14 protein-coding genes are annotated in these 16,494 nt (G+C 45.9%); 1 reads left to right on the forward strand and 13 read right to left on the reverse strand.

Translation table 11 applies throughout. The features are described 5' to 3' along the window. Positions 1 to 8 precede the first annotated feature (8 nt). From TCA2_RS00360 to TCA2_RS00405, 10 genes are all read right to left on the reverse strand, one after another. Positions 9 to 2,951: an extracellular solute-binding protein gene (locus tag TCA2_RS00360; RefSeq protein ID WP_238546251.1), complete on the reverse strand. Its 2,943-nt coding sequence runs from the start codon at positions 2,949 to 2,951 to the stop codon at positions 9 to 11. A gap of 137 nt (positions 2,952 to 3,088) precedes the next feature. After that, positions 3,089 to 4,513, reverse strand: a complete 1,425-nt coding sequence (locus TCA2_RS00365) for an ABC transporter substrate-binding protein (RefSeq protein WP_047909583.1) — start codon at positions 4,511 to 4,513, stop codon at positions 3,089 to 3,091. Between the two features lie 375 nt (positions 4,514 to 4,888). After that, on the reverse strand, positions 4,889 to 5,959 hold the full coding sequence (locus tag TCA2_RS00370; protein ID WP_047909584.1) for a LacI family DNA-binding transcriptional regulator: 1,071 nt from the start codon (positions 5,957 to 5,959) through the stop codon (positions 4,889 to 4,891). Positions 5,960 to 6,155: 196 nt separating this feature from the next. Next, on the reverse strand, positions 6,156 to 7,196 hold the full coding sequence (locus TCA2_RS00375) for a LacI family DNA-binding transcriptional regulator (protein WP_047909585.1): 1,041 nt from the start codon (positions 7,194 to 7,196) through the stop codon (positions 6,156 to 6,158). A 67-nt stretch (positions 7,197 to 7,263) separates the two neighbouring features. Then, positions 7,264 to 7,989, reverse strand: coding sequence for a GntR family transcriptional regulator (locus tag TCA2_RS00380; protein ID WP_370510301.1), 726 nt, complete (start codon positions 7,987 to 7,989; stop codon positions 7,264 to 7,266). Then, complete coding sequence (locus TCA2_RS00385; RefSeq protein WP_047909587.1) at positions 7,989 to 9,011, reverse strand: sugar kinase; 1,023 nt, start codon at positions 9,009 to 9,011, stop codon at positions 7,989 to 7,991. The genes TCA2_RS00380 and TCA2_RS00385 overlap by 1 nt, the downstream gene beginning before the upstream one ends. After that, positions 8,998 to 9,759 (reverse strand): KDGP aldolase family protein, encoded by a 762-nt coding sequence (locus tag TCA2_RS00390; protein WP_047909588.1) that lies wholly within the window; start codon positions 9,757 to 9,759, stop codon positions 8,998 to 9,000. The genes TCA2_RS00385 and TCA2_RS00390 overlap by 14 nt, the downstream gene beginning before the upstream one ends. A gap of 6 nt (positions 9,760 to 9,765) precedes the next feature. Next, positions 9,766 to 10,869 (reverse strand): DgaE family pyridoxal phosphate-dependent ammonia lyase, encoded by a 1,104-nt coding sequence (locus TCA2_RS00395; RefSeq protein WP_047909589.1) that lies wholly within the window; start codon positions 10,867 to 10,869, stop codon positions 9,766 to 9,768. Next, positions 10,847 to 11,950, reverse strand: a complete 1,104-nt coding sequence (locus TCA2_RS00400; RefSeq protein ID WP_047909590.1) for an amidohydrolase/deacetylase family metallohydrolase — start codon at positions 11,948 to 11,950, stop codon at positions 10,847 to 10,849. Before TCA2_RS00400 ends, TCA2_RS00395 begins: the two co-directional genes overlap by 23 nt. A 236-nt stretch (positions 11,951 to 12,186) precedes the next feature. Next, entirely contained in the window at positions 12,187 to 13,086 is a 900-nt protein-coding gene (locus TCA2_RS00405; protein WP_047909591.1) for a DMT family transporter, read from the reverse strand. A 153-nt stretch (positions 13,087 to 13,239) separates the two neighbouring features. On the opposite strand from TCA2_RS00405, the gene TCA2_RS00410 reads away from it, so the two are divergent. After that, positions 13,240 to 14,151, forward strand: coding sequence for a LysR family transcriptional regulator (locus tag TCA2_RS00410; RefSeq protein WP_047909592.1), 912 nt, complete (start codon positions 13,240 to 13,242; stop codon positions 14,149 to 14,151). Between the two features lie 262 nt (positions 14,152 to 14,413). Here the strand turns inward: TCA2_RS00410 and TCA2_RS00415 are convergent, their stop codons facing one another. From TCA2_RS00415 to TCA2_RS00425, 3 genes are all read right to left on the reverse strand, one after another. Then, complete coding sequence (locus tag TCA2_RS00415) at positions 14,414 to 15,310, reverse strand: NAD(P)/FAD-dependent oxidoreductase (RefSeq protein WP_047909593.1); 897 nt, start codon at positions 15,308 to 15,310, stop codon at positions 14,414 to 14,416. A gap of 104 nt (positions 15,311 to 15,414) precedes the next feature. Continuing rightward, complete coding sequence (locus TCA2_RS00420; RefSeq protein WP_052511626.1) at positions 15,415 to 15,957, reverse strand: hypothetical protein; 543 nt, start codon at positions 15,955 to 15,957, stop codon at positions 15,415 to 15,417. A gap of 196 nt (positions 15,958 to 16,153) precedes the next feature. Then, a complete protein-coding gene (locus TCA2_RS00425) occupies positions 16,154 to 16,492 on the reverse strand; it encodes a DUF3243 domain-containing protein (RefSeq protein ID WP_047909594.1) in 339 nt (112 codons plus the stop codon). Positions 16,493 to 16,494: the final 2 nt, after the last annotated feature.

A 16,494-nucleotide genomic window follows, 5' to 3' on the forward strand; every position in this document is an offset into this window, starting at 1 on the left:
TCCCCCCTCTATTCCGTCAGGCCAAATTCACTGCGCTTGGCACGAATTTCATCCTGAATATATTGAACGTAATCCATCAGCGCCTCGCGCGGTTCAATCTGTCCATCAACCGTACGATAAAAAGCATTAATGAGATGTCGTCCTGTAAAGTAACCGCCTGGGACTTCCGGAATACCCTCTACCCATTCGAATCCGGCCTGCAGCTGATCAAAATCCTCAACTGGCCATGGCAGCTTCTCAAGTGCATTAATATTCGCTGTTGGATATCTGGCAGCCGCGCCCATTAATCCTTCCATCTCACGTCCGAATTTGACCTGTGTTTCCTCGCTGGTCCACCATTTCATATACTCCCAAGCCGCTTCTTTATCTTCAGCACCTTCCAGCATGAGTACACCGCTTCCTCCGCTGGCTACAGAACGATTGATGGAACCATTCTCCTGCTCCGTTCCCGGAATCACTGTAAATCCCCACATGCCGCGAATTTCTGGCGCAAAGACGGTCAATTGGTTATAGGTCGTGTAATCCGCAATGCCAATCGGCATTTCTCCCGTCCGAAAACGGTTCGCAAAGTCATATTCTCGTTCCAGCTTGTAATCTGTATAGAACTCCGTCCATTGCTTAAAGGCATCAATGCCGATCTGGGAATCGAGGTCCGACTCCTTGCCTCCATCCCGGTAGAACTCTCCTTCCGTCTGGAAGAGCAGCATCGAATATACAGAGTTCGGAGGTACGTTCTCTCCTGGATAGCTTGGCTGTACGACCAGCGGCAGACCAAAATCCATATGGTTCTTATCCAGCACAGAGAGAAGACTCCATACTTCATCCCACGTCTGAGGTACATCGAGTCCCAATTCATTCAAGACATCCTTGCGATAGAACAGCATGTTGAACGTCTGTGTTTCAGGAAGTGCATATACGCCATCCTCATAGGTGTATGGAACTAGAGCACTGTCACGAAATCTTGCGGCTACTTCATCGTAATCCGAAAATACAGATATATCAGCAGCTGCATTACGCATCGCATAATTGACCGGAATGTCATTTCCCATTTGCATAGCAACATCAGGACCCTGACCGGATAAGGTCGCAGGCAGCAAGGAACCCATCGGAACCAGCTTCAGATTAACCTGGATTCCTGTCTCTGGAGTGAAGGTCTCATCAATCATGGATTTAATCGTATTCGCCTGGTCTCGACCACTTCCGATCCATACAGTGACCGTTCTGCCCTCCTCTGATTCACTTGCCACACTCCCGATGGAATCGTAATCAATGAAGAAGGAATAGAAGAAGGTCACGATTTCATGCCACATTTCTGCAAACCAGCTGCTTCCCTTATTAGAAATCGTTTGATCTGATGAAGCTATGTAGATAGAATCGATCTCAAGCGGCTGTTCTCTTATTTGCTGGAGCCATGTACCGAGGCCTCCTGTATTGGTCTTGTAGGCCTGGAGTCGTCTAGGAATCGTATCCGGATCATCGACCATTTCATCGAGCTGCAATGACATCGTTTTCAAAAGTGCATCCTGGTCACCGCTGCCTTGAGACAATGCTCTTAGCTGTGCTCCGACTTGCTTCAATCGCTCGCTCTCATTGCTGAACACTTCGAGCAGATCAGGAATCCGTTCATCGACTCGGTAATCGCGTACTTCATCAGGGGCCGTACCTGTTATCATCAAAATTTTGCGATACATGGAGTTCAGTTCGATAAGGCTATCCTCTACCTCGCGTATAAGTGGTGCAAACTCGCCAAGTGTAACCTCCATACGAATGGTGTTCGTGCCGGCCTTCAAATGATACAAATAAGGCTCGCTCGATTCATTTTCCATGATTCGCATTTCGTAGCCATTCTCGTATCGAAAAGGAATTCTGCTCATTTCTTCGAATGGGATTTCACCATTAATTGTCAGCTTTCTCGTCGAATAGATTCCTCTTACAAAATTCTGCTTCGTGTTAAATGCAAGCTTATATAATCCTTCCTTCGGCACCTCGACCTCCCATTCAATCCACTGACCTGGGATCCGCCAGTTATAGCCGCCGATTGTGTTCACTTTTGACAGCTTCGGACTGTATGGATAGGTCGCCGGGCTGGATCGATCCATCAGCGGATAGAGGGTTGGGGATGATTTCGCTGCAGCGTCCTCTGCCTGAAGCTCAATGAGCACGCCGGCTGGTGAATCCACTCCTTCAGATGTCTTCAGGCTTGCATATTGTTCATAAGAGGCCGGCTCCTCATACTTGTGAAGCGTAAGCTCCTTGATGATCACCGGCTCACGTTGTGCAATGAATGATAAGGTGTGAGTGCCTTGGCTGAAATAAAAGGCAAACGGCTCCTCATAATAACCGTTAGAATCCTTAAGCATCGTCGTTTGCCAAGCCGGGGTCTCATGCTGCTGAGGACGAAGATCATTGCCTCGATTATCCTGTTGTACCTCAGGCTTCAGATTGTCCCATACCCGGTCCATCTGAATGAAGGCCGCCTCACGAAATGGAAGCTTCCCATCAATAAGCAGACTTCGTTCGATGGCTGAGCTCTTGCCCTCGATTGGGTAATAAGTGGATGAAATATAGTAAAGGCCAGCTGTTTCGACCTTAAAAGTCCATTCCAAAGTGCTGTCTTCCCCTGTTGTTATCGATTGTCCCGAGCTTCCCTCCGCATTTGAAACGATTTCTGAACCTTCCCCCTCAAGAGAGCTTACCTTCGCTGCATCCAGTATGATGGATTCGTCAGGGTAAGATGCCTGCTCATACTTCTCCATATATTCGCTGTATGATTCATCATTGGTCAGAATCAGATCTTGTGACTGGGGGGCTTGTTCCGTAGATTGAAGCATCGAAGCATTCTCATCGGCAGCGACAGTTCCTGTGCCTGAAGCAGAGAACATCACACTGGAGCCGACCGCAAATACCAGTATCATTTTTAACCATGTTTGCACACGCATCAGCGGATTCAAATCGCACGCCTCCCTACTACCATAGGCAGCATAGTTCATTTCCTTAACATTCGAAGCTTGATAAAGAGAGGGCCAGGGCATTGTGTATCCTATATCCCTGCCCCTCTCCATCTTCAAGCTGCTAATGGATAAACCAATTATTTATTTTGTGCTTCCAGCTTATCAATCGAAGCCTGAGCCTGCTGCTTATATTTCTCCGCAGCCGAAGCCACGGAAGCGTTCTCAACAAGAACATCAGCAACGAAGCTGTAATATGGATACTCTGGATAAGCCTCGTCAAGAGATACCAAGCCAGTTCCTGTAATGTTCTCTCTTATAATGCGGATGTCATCTTCGTAGGAGTAGAGGCTTTCTAAGTAGTTCTGGGAAGGATACTCCTCGAGCTGTGGAACATCGTACAATTCCTCGAAGATCTGATATACAAGTGCCGGATCCTTCACACCTTTCGGGATGAAGTAAGCATTCAGAGCCGTATCTCCATAGGTAACTTCAGGATTACCTTGTGGTCCGATTGGATAAGGAACGACACCGATTTCAAAATTAATATCACCGATTTGCCATTGTGCAGCGTGGAACATGGCAATATCGCCGTCCTTGAATGTGTCTGTTTCTTCCCACAGAGACTTGTCTCCTGATTTCACTTTGACCACGTTATTGTTGTATAGTGACGCCAAATATTCTATCGCCTCAATCGTACGAGGGTCGGTGAGACCTTCCGTTGCCTTCGTCTCGTCTCCTTCTGGATCGAGCACCGTATTGCCGCCATTTGCCACGATCAGATTACGTCCGACCTGAGCGGACCAGCCGGAGAAGCCCCAAGTGTCCATTTTTCCATCATTGTTTGTATCCTTTGTGGCCTGCTTCGCGATCTCAAGCATCTTATCCCAGGTCCATTCACCTTTGTCATATAATTCTTGAAGATCGGGCAGTCCCAGTTCTTCGAATAAATCTCTGTTGTAGTGGATTCCTACGCCGCCGTTACTTGGCATGCCGCCGTAGAACCCGTATTGCTCACCCAGTAATGCGGGGCCCGCATTCGCTAAGCGCTGATCTGTGTTAATGCTGGATTCTGGTGTTGTAAATTCCGAAATTTTGTGAAGCTGGCCTTTCTGAATGGCAGGAAGTGCTGCTTTGTATTCGAGGTAAGTGATATCAGCGAGAGGCTCTCCCGCCAATACAGAGGCTGTGAATTTTTCCATGTATTCTTCATAAGGTATGTTAACGAATTCAAACTTGACGTTGTACTTCTCTTCTGTCTTCTTCAGCTGTTCTACCAAAGCCTTGCCTTGTGCATCTGTATCTGTCGGAGTGAGATCCCACCAAGACGACAGCTTAATGACTCTTCCGCCTAAATCGGGAACGTCTTCGGCAACTGCCTCTTCCGTATTTTCGGTTTCCGTCTCGGCAGCTGGTTCCGTATCATTACCACCTGAAGCTTCGGTATTCGTTTCTGGAGTTGTCTCTGGAGCAGCTGCTGGTGTGTCAGCACCTCCAGAACACGCTGCCAAAAAGATGAACGTAAACACCATCAACAAACTTAAAAGCGCTTTCATTTTTCTCATTGAAAATTACCCTCCCCTTTGGATTCAACAAGTTTGCTGTCTGCATGCGCTGTCTGACGTGTCTGCTGTGTCATGCTATAAATGACCACCACCCGTTATGTTAATGCAATCAATTTACAAAACAACAATAACACTATCTGGTAATTTCAGTCAAACTTTTTTATTTTATTCAATTTTTGTTATTTTTAAGTTATTTTATTTTGGATGATTGTTTTTTATATTTTATGCTGAATATGATGGATATATGAGTTGCTTCTTTGCTGTTGCAAAACGAGGTGCACCCGCCTGAACAGAACCAAAAAAAGCCGTCCTAATGGAAGTTCCATCAGTACAGCTTATGTATTCATTCATTTCAAGTTTTAGCATCATTTGCTGCTAGTTATTGCTGACTGCTGCATCTTCGTTCCCTCTTGTTGGTACGCTTAGCTGATTCCGTATAACCAATTCTGCAGCCAGTTGCTTCTTCTCCATCGGCGCCTCTAGATTGGCAATTCGCCACAGCATTTGATCTACTGCTCTCATGCCGAGCATTTTCTTATTCACATGCACGGTTACAGAAATGCTATGAAGATCATTGATATGATCAAATCCCGTAACCAAGCACTCATCCGGAGTCTTGATCCCATGTCTGCTAAGCTGTTCAATCAGATCCAGCGCTGTTGCATCATTCATACATACGAACACTTCAGGCAGTGTACCTTGCATGTCTGTCAAAGCCTGCCCTATATCCTCGAAAGTTCCCTTGAGGAGCATCTCATTCTGATTACATGCAATACCATATTGTTCAAGAATGAGCCGAAATACGGTCCAGCGTTCAAAAAAGCTGTAAGCCTCTGTCTTGTTGCCTACAAACTGAAAGCTTCTAAATCCCTTAGTTACTAGAAGCTGCATCAATTCTCGCATACTTGTCTGATTATCCGTGAATATCATATCACAGCATAACGACGCATCCATGTGATCAATCATGACAACCGGAATACCCAGCTTGTGCAGATCAAATAAACTTGCGGATGAGACCGCTCCCACCGTTATAGTGCCTCTTATTGCCTCTGGATTAAGGAGCGAGAATAAATTATCATGGGACGGCTCGGTAACCGTCAGGATGTCGAGTCCGTATTCATTAAGCTGGGTTGTTACTCCCTCCAGAATGGGTCCCCAGTAGGCTGAATCATAATTTTGAAACCTAACATTCGGAAAAAGAACGAGAATCGTACCTCGGTTTCTCGTTTCTTTATTGATCTGGCCAGCATCTCCTGATCTAGCTGCGGAACTGTCGGAAACAGAGATTGGCATGTGATTGTAATAACCAAGCTGTTCTGCCACATGTACGATTAACTCACGTGTCCGCTCGCTGACACCTGGTTTGCCAGTCAAAGTACGTGAAACCGAAAATTTGGATACACCTGCCTGGTTGGCAATTTGCTGAATGGTAACCTTTTTACGCATGCTATCACCTATGCTTCCGTCTGCAGTATCTACTTCTGCTCTATATTAGCATAATATCGACCTAAACCAAACAAAAAAGTTATTCAATTTTCATAACAAACCATAACAAAACAAAATTCCAAATAAATATCTATGAAAAAAAGCATATCTCTCTCAACCAAAAAAGGTTAACGCAGGGATATGCCAAATATCATCTTTATCTTGTTACTGCATAATGGTCTCTATAGATAAGATCAGCCTGGATCAAGAGCCTCTCATATGGGGATTCGGGATGAGCCAGCCTCCATATCAACTGATCTACCGCTCTCTTGCCTAGAAGCGCTTTGTTTACATCGACGGTTGCCAGTATCGGCTGATCTGATTCCACATTATCGAAACCCGTCACCGAACAGCGATCCGGTACAGAACGCCCTGACTTATGTAACTCCTCAATGACAAAACGTGCAGTAATATCATTAACACATACAAATACTTCAGGTAATTCCTCCGATGGGATCTCATGGATCGATTGGATCATGTCCATATCCTCCTGATATCCGAGCAGTGACTCCTTCTGCGGACATTCAATCCCGTGCTCGTCCAGTGCCATACGATAGGCAGTCCACCGGTCCATGAAGCTCGGGGCTTCCTTGATATTACCAACAAATTGGAATTCTCGATAGCCTCTGCCGATCAGGCCATTCATCATTTCCCGCATCAGTGTAATATTATCGCTGAATATCGTATCACAGTGGAATACCGGTTCAATATGATCTACCATCACGACAGGAATTTGAAGTCTTTGAAATTCCAGCAGCAGAGAGACTGACACGGTTCCCACGGTAATAATCCCTTGAATTGCATCCGGATTCAGCAAGGAAAAAATCTTCTCTGAAGAAGGTTCTGTCAGTGTTAAGATATCATGCCCCATCTCATTTAGCCGCGCTGAGATCCCTTCAAATACAGGTCCCCAATAGAGTGAATCCATGTTCTGATATCGGATGTTCGGAAAAAGTACAACGATCGTTCCGGTTCCTTTACGGTTATCGGTTGTAAATTGTTCTTTGAGTGATTCACCATTTGCTGACTTGCTAAGTCCCGCAGCATTCTTGAAGTAACCAAGCTGTCCAGCTGTGCGTATAATCATTTCCCGTGTTGTCTCACTTACTCCGCTCTTACCAGTCAAAGCTCTGGAGACGGCAAACTTGGAGACGCCTGCTGCATCAGCAATTTGCTGCATCGTAACTTTGTTCCGCATTTTTTCACCTGTTTTCTAGTGTAAAGATATACGTCATCTTATCATAAACCGGATGAAAAATACCATGTTAGAGTTGATAATTCACGATGTAGGGACTTAGCATCGTGTTGTAATATCCGATACTCCACTCCACAGCACGACCATCTTCCGTGTACGCGAACCGTTGTCGTCTAAGCACAACGTCTCCTTCGGACATGCCCAATTCACTGGCGATGCGTGCAGATAACGGCGCTACCGTGAATTGATCACGGTACTGCTCGGCTACTAAATGATGATCCTCTAACCATTCGTATAAAGAAAATTCATCTCCAACATTCCAGTCCTCTGCCTCAGCAAGACCAAGCGGCAATCTATGCTCGTAATAGATAAAGGGCTGGTCATTTAACAGGTACAAGCGCTCGAGGCACAAGCAGTGATCCCCAAACAGCGCATGAGCATCACTGTCCGGACTATTCTGCTCCATCTTCTTGCCAACCAGCCGTTTATATATCGTTTCCCCTTGCTCAACCAAGATCTCCGTAAACTGCTTGCCCTTCGATAGTTGAGGCGCAACGCTGTTTCGTTGAACCGTTGTCCCTACACCGCTCTGCTTTAACACGTATCCTTCCTGCTGCAGCTCCTTAATTGCATTTCTCACGGTCATTTTGCTTACCGCAAATTCCTGCTCCAGCTGGGGCTCTGAAGGGATCAAGGTACCAACCGGGTATTGGCCATGCACAATCCGATCTCGGATGATCTTTTTCAGCTGCAAATAGAGCGGTCCTTTCTTTCTTGACAAGGACACAAATATCACTACCTTTCAATATCTGATGCAAGCTCATTCATTGCCTTTACGATATCCTGCTCGGATATAGCCGCTGTATCGCCCGGCACGGTATGAGCCAGAATAGACGCTGCTGTGGCGAACTGAACCGCGTACTCAGCATCATAGCCATTAATATCACCATGTATAATACCCGCTGTGTATGCATCACCTGCACCGACCCGGTCCAGAACAGCAGTATTCATCGTTCTTCCCAGCTTCATCATATCATCCTTATACATAAATCCCGTAATCGAATGATGATGGTCTGGACGAACCACCCGCTGCGTGCCTGCTATCATTTTTATTGCATATTTGGACGCGATCATAGGAATAAGCTCCTGAAGCTGCTCGGTGCGCCCCTCATTGCTGGGCTTATATCCCAGCAGATATATGGCATCCCGCTCATTCATCATGACAATATCTGCAAGATGCAGCATTTCCTCGTAATACGATTTGACATGCCTGCGTTCTTCTTCATCCCACAGTGTGCTCCTGTAATTACAGTCAAACACAACTTTCCCGCCTGCCGATTTGACCTGTTCTGCAAGTGACTTCATTTGATATCGTACATTCGCATTCATGGCCAGACCAATACCGCATAAATGCAAGTAATCCGTATTTTGAGCGATCGGCATTGTGTTATAAGCCTCTTTGGCTGTGCTGTTAAAGCTGCTGTTCTTCCGGCTCCCATAGGTTACTCTCGTTGGTCTGGCCCCATATCCGGATTCCAGAAAATAGCTTCCAAGGATGCTGCCCTCTGCACGTACAAAGCGTGTATTCAGTTCTAAGGCCCGAAGCGAAGCTGCAGCCGCATCTCCAAGGGAATTGTCCGGGACGGTGGTAGCTATGGAGGCTTCATGCCCTAAGCGAGCCATTGCTGCTGCGATGTTAACGCCTGTTCCTGTAAAGGCATAAGTCAGTGACCTGGATTGTGACAATGTCTCGTAATTCGGGACGGAGAGCCGCATCATCACTTCACCAAAAGCAGTAATTCGCTTATGAGCCTTCATGGGCATCCACCTCGTACTTCAGAATTTGAGTCAATTCAAGTACGTCTTGGATGTTAGTTAAGCCTGTTTCCTTATCAATAATAGAGGAGTACACATGGGGTATGACTTGCGGAACTCCTGCATCCAGAGCAAGCCGAAGGATATCTCTGAAATTGTCCTTGTCGATGCCTCCGGTTGGTTCGAGAGCAAAGTTCGCCTTGGCACAGGCCTTAGCGACTTCTAAGAATTCTTCTCTTGTCTCAAGGCCGTTCATCGGAAAATACTTCAGCGCGTTCCCTCCCATATCTGCCACAAGCGCGATTGCTGCTTCAACGGGCACGATGGCTTTTTCAGCCAGCATAGAACTGGATGGTCCGGTAGACATATTCACGAAGCCAGGCTTGCCGCATGGAGAAACGAGGCTGTTAATCCAGCTGTCCTTACCGCTTAGATTGGCACGAGTCGCTCCGACTCCAGTAAACACCTGATTAATGTGGGAACCTGCATAATGTTTTGCAATTTCACTAACGACCTCTGACTGTCTTGGATCTCCTGCTCCAAGTCCGATCGAGATGGCATCCGCACAACCCTCGCCATAGCTCTGCATTGCTTCTGCAGCTGACACGGCATCCGGATAATTCTTGGATAATACACCGATCAGCACATAACCTTCCGCCGCTTCATATATGTCCTTTGCATTGCTTACACTCCCAGCCAAGACGTTCAGTGCTGCACGGCCTTTATATAATCGCTCCGCCATTTTGCTCATTTCTATTCAGCCTCCCTTAATGATTTCCGTAATTCGATCAATAATAACCGTCATATCGTCTGCCTTAAGTGACCGTGGATCAATATCGAAATATCCCTGCTTCACACCGTAATCACGGGTATAGATGGCAATATCTCCTGTACGGAGCTTCTCTACCATTTGTACGGCATTGATTCCGGCTTCTTCCGCATTCACCTTGATTCGCCCCCGATAAATAAGCCTTCCAGCCTCATCCTGTACGATGCTCATTTCGATACCTGCGAGTTCAGATAATACGGCAAGCTCCATTAAGGATTGTTTCTCTTCTTCACTTCGATCCTGTTTGACCCCATATTCATCCAGCGCCTGCAGCAGCCCGAATGAGGATTCCTTGCCTACTTTCATGCTTCTGCCGATACCGTGCAGCTGTACTTTAAGCCATTCAATATATTTACTTTTGCCCGCCACGATACCGGAAGTAGGGCCTTCAATTGCTTTGGAGCCGCTATAAATTACGAGGTCAGAAATGGATATATAGCTCTTCAGATCCTCCTCCGCTGCCGCATCAATTATAAGAGGGACCTGGTGCTCTCTTGCTACTTCCCATGCTTCCGCAGCAGAGATCATATTCTTCTGAACACTATGGTGTGATTTCACATAGAGAATTGCCGCCGTTCGCTCTGTAATCGCATCCGCCAGATGCTCCTGCTTGCCTTCGTTTGCATATCCGGCCTCTACCAGCTTGCCTCCGCCCAAATAGATCATCGTCTCTACAGGTGCTCCATATTGAACGTTGTGGCCCTTCAGCATCACGATTTCATTTTTGCTGATCGTCTCTTGATGGAGCTTGAGACTTAACTTCCGATTCCCCTGCGTTACCATAGCTGCCACCGACAGCGCGATACCGCTTGAAGCCGAATTGACGATAGCGGCCGCCTCAGCACCGAGCAGGCTTGCAATATGCTCTCCTGCCTTGTTCGTTAGATCGCTGATTTCAACGTACTGCTGTCCACCTTGCTTCATCGCTTCCATAACGGAGTCCGTCGGTGCGGATACACCCAGAATGCTCATTCTGCCGCTTGCATTAATCACTCTTTTTAAACCGTACTTATGAAGAATAGAAGTATTCACCTATAATTGCTCCTCTCGATTGAATAATGGACTCGGCAAGACGTGTGTCTCCATTCGAATCGGTCATTGTTCTTGACTCAGGCACCACTTCAAACAAAGTGAGATTCGCTTCATCCCCAACCTGAATTCGTCCCAGCTCCGGCCGTCCAAGCCAGTCTGCTGCCCGCTTTGTCACCCGATCTATAACCTCAGCAAGAGAGTATCCAATGACCATAAATTTGGACAACACATCGGCCAGGCTGTACACCGGACCATGCACGCGATTACCTCTGTAAATGTCTGTACTGATCGTATCCGGATGAACCCCTCTATCTTTGGCAGTCTCAGCAACATGAAAGGAGAAGCTGGCCGTACCATGTCCGACATCCAGATGCACGCCGCGACGGATCGCCGCGTTCAGCTCGGGGATGAGCTCATTATGGTTATCCAGAATGTTATTGGCCTTCCCATGCAGATAATGAGTGACAATATCTCGTGCTCTCAGGCTGTTCAGCACTTCATGAATACCGGGAGGACCGGAACCAATATGGACCATAAGCGGCAGTTTGGCTTGTTCCGATATAAGAAGGGCTGCACTTAATGGGCTTATCCCTTCTTCCTTGACTACACTCCTGCTGATTCTCGCTTTGAGTCCGACGATAAAATCACGGTACCTGGTTATGGTCTCCGCAGCTAATTGCGGGTCTATCCACTCCGCTCTACTCAGCTCATCCTGCCTTAAGCCCAGCCCAATCCGGGATATATTTAAGAAGGCCAGCACTCTCGTCTTTGCTGTCCTGCTGCGTTGATACAGCTCCTCTAAATGATCTGCACCACAGCTCCCTGCATCAACAATGGTGGTAACGCCCTGACCTACACCGATCTTGTCAGCGTCATCACCATAAGGCTGGTAGCTGTCCATAGCATGGACATGCATATCAATCCAACCGCTCGATACGTATTGTCCTGAACAATCTATAACTTCATCACCTGTTGCGGATCCTGATTGCTCTATGGCAGTGATTTGTCCCTGCCTGATCACCAGATCAAACCTCTCCTCCGAATGAACGGTCCTCACTGCACGAAGTACTCGGGTATGCATTACAACCTCCTCCATCTCCATGTTCTTCCGCTTTTCACTTGTACCTTAACACAGAATTAGCATCAGGTAAATATAACGTTATAATGTTTAATGGATTTACTAACATACAAAAAAGACGTTTTCTCTGTTGAAAACGCCTTTTTTGTATGTTAGACACAGGGTTGATCCCTGGTCGAGCCCACTTGAAGTTTAGTTTTCTATAGCTAACTTTGTTCAAGAGAGCTGCGCAGCACCTACTATATCCCGAACCGTTGAGACGGGTTTCGTTTTTTGAAATGAAACAGCTTAGCCCATTTGACCTCGGTAAGAATAACGCCTCCCAAGATGAGTGCCGCTCCCATATAACCGTTCAAGCTCAGCTGTTCTCCATATAAAGCATAGGCAAAGCCGGCAGCAAATACAGGCTCCAGAGAAAAAATAAGTCCGGCACGTGTAGAGGAAATATGCTTCTGCGCCATGATTTGCAGCGTGTAGGCGACTGCACTGCATAATACAGCCAGACCCAGAATGGATATCCAGGCTCCTTCTGAAGCCGGAAGCTTCGGTTCCTCAAATAGGATACTGAACAGAAGAGCGAGTCCTCCTGCAAAGCCGAGCTGCAGTATACTGAGTGCCTTACCATCTCCTTGCTGAACCATACGACCTGATAGAAGAATATACAATGCATAACTTAAGGCTCCCATAATACATAACAGATCTCCTGTTTTGAGCTGCATGCTGTTCTCAAGCGTCAGAAGACCGATACCCGCTATAGCTAACACAATACTGCATACGATCTTTGCCTCGGGAAACCGTTTTTGAACAATGGATACGAGGATGGGTACAAATACGACAGATAGGCTGATCAGAAATCCGGCCTGCGAAGTGGTTGTTTGTTTGACTCCATAAGTAATGAATACAAAGGCAACAAACAGGACAGCTCCTAACACAAAACCCTGCCTTAGTGTCCGGAATGTCATTGTGGACCAGGTTCTGTAGAAAATGATGCCCATAAGAATAAAGGCCAAACCGAAGCGAAGAGCAATCATATTCAGCTCCTGAATCGATGTCAGACCTTCCTTCATAAATAAATAAGAGGAACCCCACAACAGGGTCACAAGCAGCATCTGTAGATCTGCCTTACGTTCTACTTTCACGATCGTTCTTCCCTTCAATTTCTCGCTTATATGTATAAGTTGAATACCGTAACTCCAACAGCAAGATTCAGTATATCTCAAGTCTTTTCATAAGAAAAATGAATGTTTATAATTGAATACATGAATTTATTTCATGCAAAAGGAAGATGATCGATGTCACTTGCAAAATACGAAATTATAACGACCGTGGTAGAGCTCCAAAGCTTGACGAAAGCAGCGGAAAGCTTGAATCTGACTCAATCCGCAGTTAGTCATGCGATTTCAAGTCTGGAAGCAAGCTGCGGTTTTTCATTACTTATTCGCTCCAAATCCGGTATTCAGCTTACTTCAAACGGAGAGCGCATACTGCCCTACATGAGAGAAATATTGAAGTGGAACGAAATGATGCATCAAGAAATCCAGTTACTGAGCGGCATTCAAACAGGTACAGTCCGAATCGGAACGTTCACGAGTGTGTCCTCACAGTGGCTTCCTGGTGTTATTAAGTCATTCCAGCATGAATATCCAGCTATTCACATTAAGCTTAAGGAAGGAGATTACGGTGAAATCAAGGGATGGATTGCCTCAGGCGCGGTTGATTTTGGATTTTTGTCACTGCAGGGCAGTTCGATTTTTGATACAATCCCGCTGAAGAAGGATCGCTTGGTATGTATTCTGCCTGAAGGACATGCTCTTGCATCGGCACCCGCCATTCATCTGGATCAGCTGCGAGAGGAGCCTTTCATTATGCCGAAATGGGGCGGAGATGATGAGATCGAATCCATGATTCGGACTCACAAGGTAAAGCTCAGCATTCGGTTTGAGGTTGCTGAAGAGCAAGCCATAATAGGAATGGTTCAGCACGGGCTCGGCATCAGCATTCTGCCAGAAATGGTCCTAGGCAATCTGCCGGATACGATACAGGTTGTCCCATTAGCAGAGGAGCCTTATCGCATGATCGGGATGGCTGCATTGTCCTTGTCCGAATTGTCGCCCGCAGCTCATACATTTATTAACTCGGTTCAGGATTGGTTAACCCTTCAGCATCTAATGGATGATCTTGGGCACCATCCTACTTCGCCATAAATGATGATATCGCCCAATCAGCATCAGCCTTCATCTCATATATTACTGTAGTTAAATGATGAGGAGGTAAATGTCATGGGAGAAGCAAAGCGTGGCTATGGTGAAGGTGGATACGGTGGTTACTCTTCTATAGGTGCAATTTTGGTACTATTCATTCTGCTCGTAATCATCGTTAGTACATTTCAATATTAATCGTTTCTAAAGATACCGGCACAAAGTATGGCGATCTCCATTGGAGATCGCCTCTTCTTGTCTATCGCGACTAGAAATCTTCATAAACTAGATCCATATTGATTCCTATAGCCGCTTTGCTGCCTTCCGCTGCTGCAATAACCAGCTGTGTAGGCGAAGTGACCGTACTATCCCCGGCTGCATAGATCCCTCGAATATTTGTCCTCCCATAGGGATCTGTTATCAAAGCCCCTCGGTCGTTCATATGACACCCCAGTCTAGGTCCAATATGGCTTGCTTGACTTAGCTGAGGTATTACAAACCCGCCTTCTCGCTCGATGGTTTGACCATTACTGAATCTAATAGCCTCAAGCTTTCCGTCACTTCCAGTTAATTGGGAAATAGGCAGCTCTGCAATTCTTATCCCTTTATTCACAAGTCTTCTTTGTTGTTCTACATTAAGGATCCTCTTCCCATCTGTACATATAACCAGATCCTTGCTCCAGTGATAAATCATCTGAGCCGTACTGAATACATTCGTTGTCTCCGCTAGAAGAACAATGCGCTTCCCTCTTAACTCGTAACCATCGCAATAGGGACAGCTAAAGAGACTTTGTCCGTAATATTCCTGGAGTCCTGGCAGCGTGGGAAGAATCTCACGCAGACCCGTGCTTAGCAGAACTTTTCTACCGGCTACTTCTTTACCACTGGACATACGGGCAATAAATCCGCCATATACAGGCTGAACATCAACGACCTCCTCTTGCATTATACTTATGAAAGGATACTCAGATAGCTCTTGATGAGCAATCTGTCTGAATTCAGCAGGACTAGCCCCATCCCTGGTCAAATAACCATGAGATTGTCTGGTTCGTGCATGCCGAGGTCTGCCGTGATCTAAGATGACCGTTCTGCGTAGAGAACGACCCAGCACCAATCCAGCACTCAGTCCTGCAGGACCGCCGCCTATAATGATGCAATCAAGCATGCCAATCCCCCTTCGATAGCTCAAAATTTCGGATATTCGATATTATGATGGCGGGCATAGAAATAGCCCCCTTGCTATCGCAAGAGGGCTGAATGTCATCCTTCTTAAGGAATATATTGTTGTACGATTTGTGTAACTTCACCGTTCTCAATCGTTAGATGATAAGGAAATACACTCATATCCATATTCGTTGTATCTCCGTAGAGTTCAGCAAATTTGTCCAAGCTGATCTCTTCATTCCACTCGATGTCGATATCCTTGACATCTCCCGTACGATCATAAATTTGAACCGTAACCGTTGCATCATCTGCGATTTTTAAAGTTTCAGATGCTTCCTGCTCATTCACAATATAATAGCCATCCGGAGCATAGTCAATTCCAGCGTCAGGCTCTTGCTCCACGAAGACGGTGTTTGCTTCCTCACCTTCATACCACTGAATCTCATCTGCCTTGATGTGGAGCTCTCCGTTAAGATCAGTAAGATCATTGATATATACCGTTTCGTTCTGTACCTGTCCTGTCTTATCTTGAACGTCCTCTGACTTCGCAAGTACCGTTGAACTATTTCCAATATTAAAGTTACCATATAATAAAGTTCCCGAAAGAATTACACCAAGCGCAACAAATGTAAATAACCGATTCTTCATTTTGCATCTCTCCTTCTGGTGCGGCTATAAAGCCTGCATGTGCTATGTATTAAATCTTCTAAGCTGTTCTTAGTACCTAGTATAAACGTTTATTATTAACGAAGAGTTTCAATCTTGTTAATAATAATATAAAATTTATTCATTTCATGGGATAAGGGCCCCGAGAAGGGACCCGAACCTGTCTTCATTTCCAGCACTAATTTTTAACGAATTTGACCAACACATGTGCTAATGCATGCTGTTGTTCGTTATTAGCTGCATTCCACAATTCCTGTAGCAGCTTCTCCTCTCTGTTTCTCGGCTCTTCATTCTTGGATAACATCTCTGCAACCTTTTCTGCAACCAGCGCCAGCTGTTCTTCATTTAATCCAAGTGATTCTCCCAAGGATACACGCTTCTTCAAGTATTGTTTGAATGTTTCGAATTGTTCCAAAATATCATCTTTTTGTTCCGGAGCCATTCGATCCATCACTTCATCCACCTGATTCAGCTCTACTTTTCTATCCTTATTAATCATATGTGTTTGTTCTGACATCG

Origin of the sequence: Paenibacillus sp. TCA20 (assembly GCF_000732325.1) — a bacterium.
Classification (GTDB): domain Bacteria; phylum Bacillota; class Bacilli; order Paenibacillales; family Paenibacillaceae; genus Paenibacillus; species Paenibacillus urinalis.

What these genes read in the sequence shown, in the direction of transcription:
- TCA2_RS00420 (WP_052511626.1), bottom strand. Translation starts at nt 15,957, where the DNA reads ATGAAGAATCGGTTATTTACATTTGTTGCGCTTGGTGTAATTCTTTCG.
- TCA2_RS00385 (WP_047909587.1), bottom strand. Translation starts at nt 9,011, where the DNA reads ATGAAGGCTCATAAGCGAATTACTGCTTTTGGTGAAGTGATGATGCGG.
- TCA2_RS00415 (WP_047909593.1), bottom strand. Translation starts at nt 15,310, where the DNA reads ATGCTTGATTGCATCATTATAGGCGGCGGTCCTGCAGGACTGAGTGCT.
- TCA2_RS00410 (WP_047909592.1), top strand. Translation starts at nt 13,240, where the DNA reads ATGTCACTTGCAAAATACGAAATTATAACGACCGTGGTAGAGCTCCAA.
- TCA2_RS00370 (WP_047909584.1), bottom strand. Translation starts at nt 5,959, where the DNA reads ATGCGTAAAAAGGTTACCATTCAGCAAATTGCCAACCAGGCAGGTGTA.
- TCA2_RS00425 (WP_047909594.1), bottom strand. Translation starts at nt 16,492, where the DNA reads ATGTCAGAACAAACACATATGATTAATAAGGATAGAAAAGTAGAGCTG.
- TCA2_RS00375 (WP_047909585.1), bottom strand. Translation starts at nt 7,196, where the DNA reads ATGCGGAACAAAGTTACGATGCAGCAAATTGCTGATGCAGCAGGCGTC.
- TCA2_RS00365 (WP_047909583.1), bottom strand. Translation starts at nt 4,513, where the DNA reads ATGAGAAAAATGAAAGCGCTTTTAAGTTTGTTGATGGTGTTTACGTTC.
- TCA2_RS00390 (WP_047909588.1), bottom strand. Translation starts at nt 9,759, where the DNA reads ATGAGCAAAATGGCGGAGCGATTATATAAAGGCCGTGCAGCACTGAAC.
- TCA2_RS00400 (WP_047909590.1), bottom strand. Translation starts at nt 11,950, where the DNA reads ATGCATACCCGAGTACTTCGTGCAGTGAGGACCGTTCATTCGGAGGAG.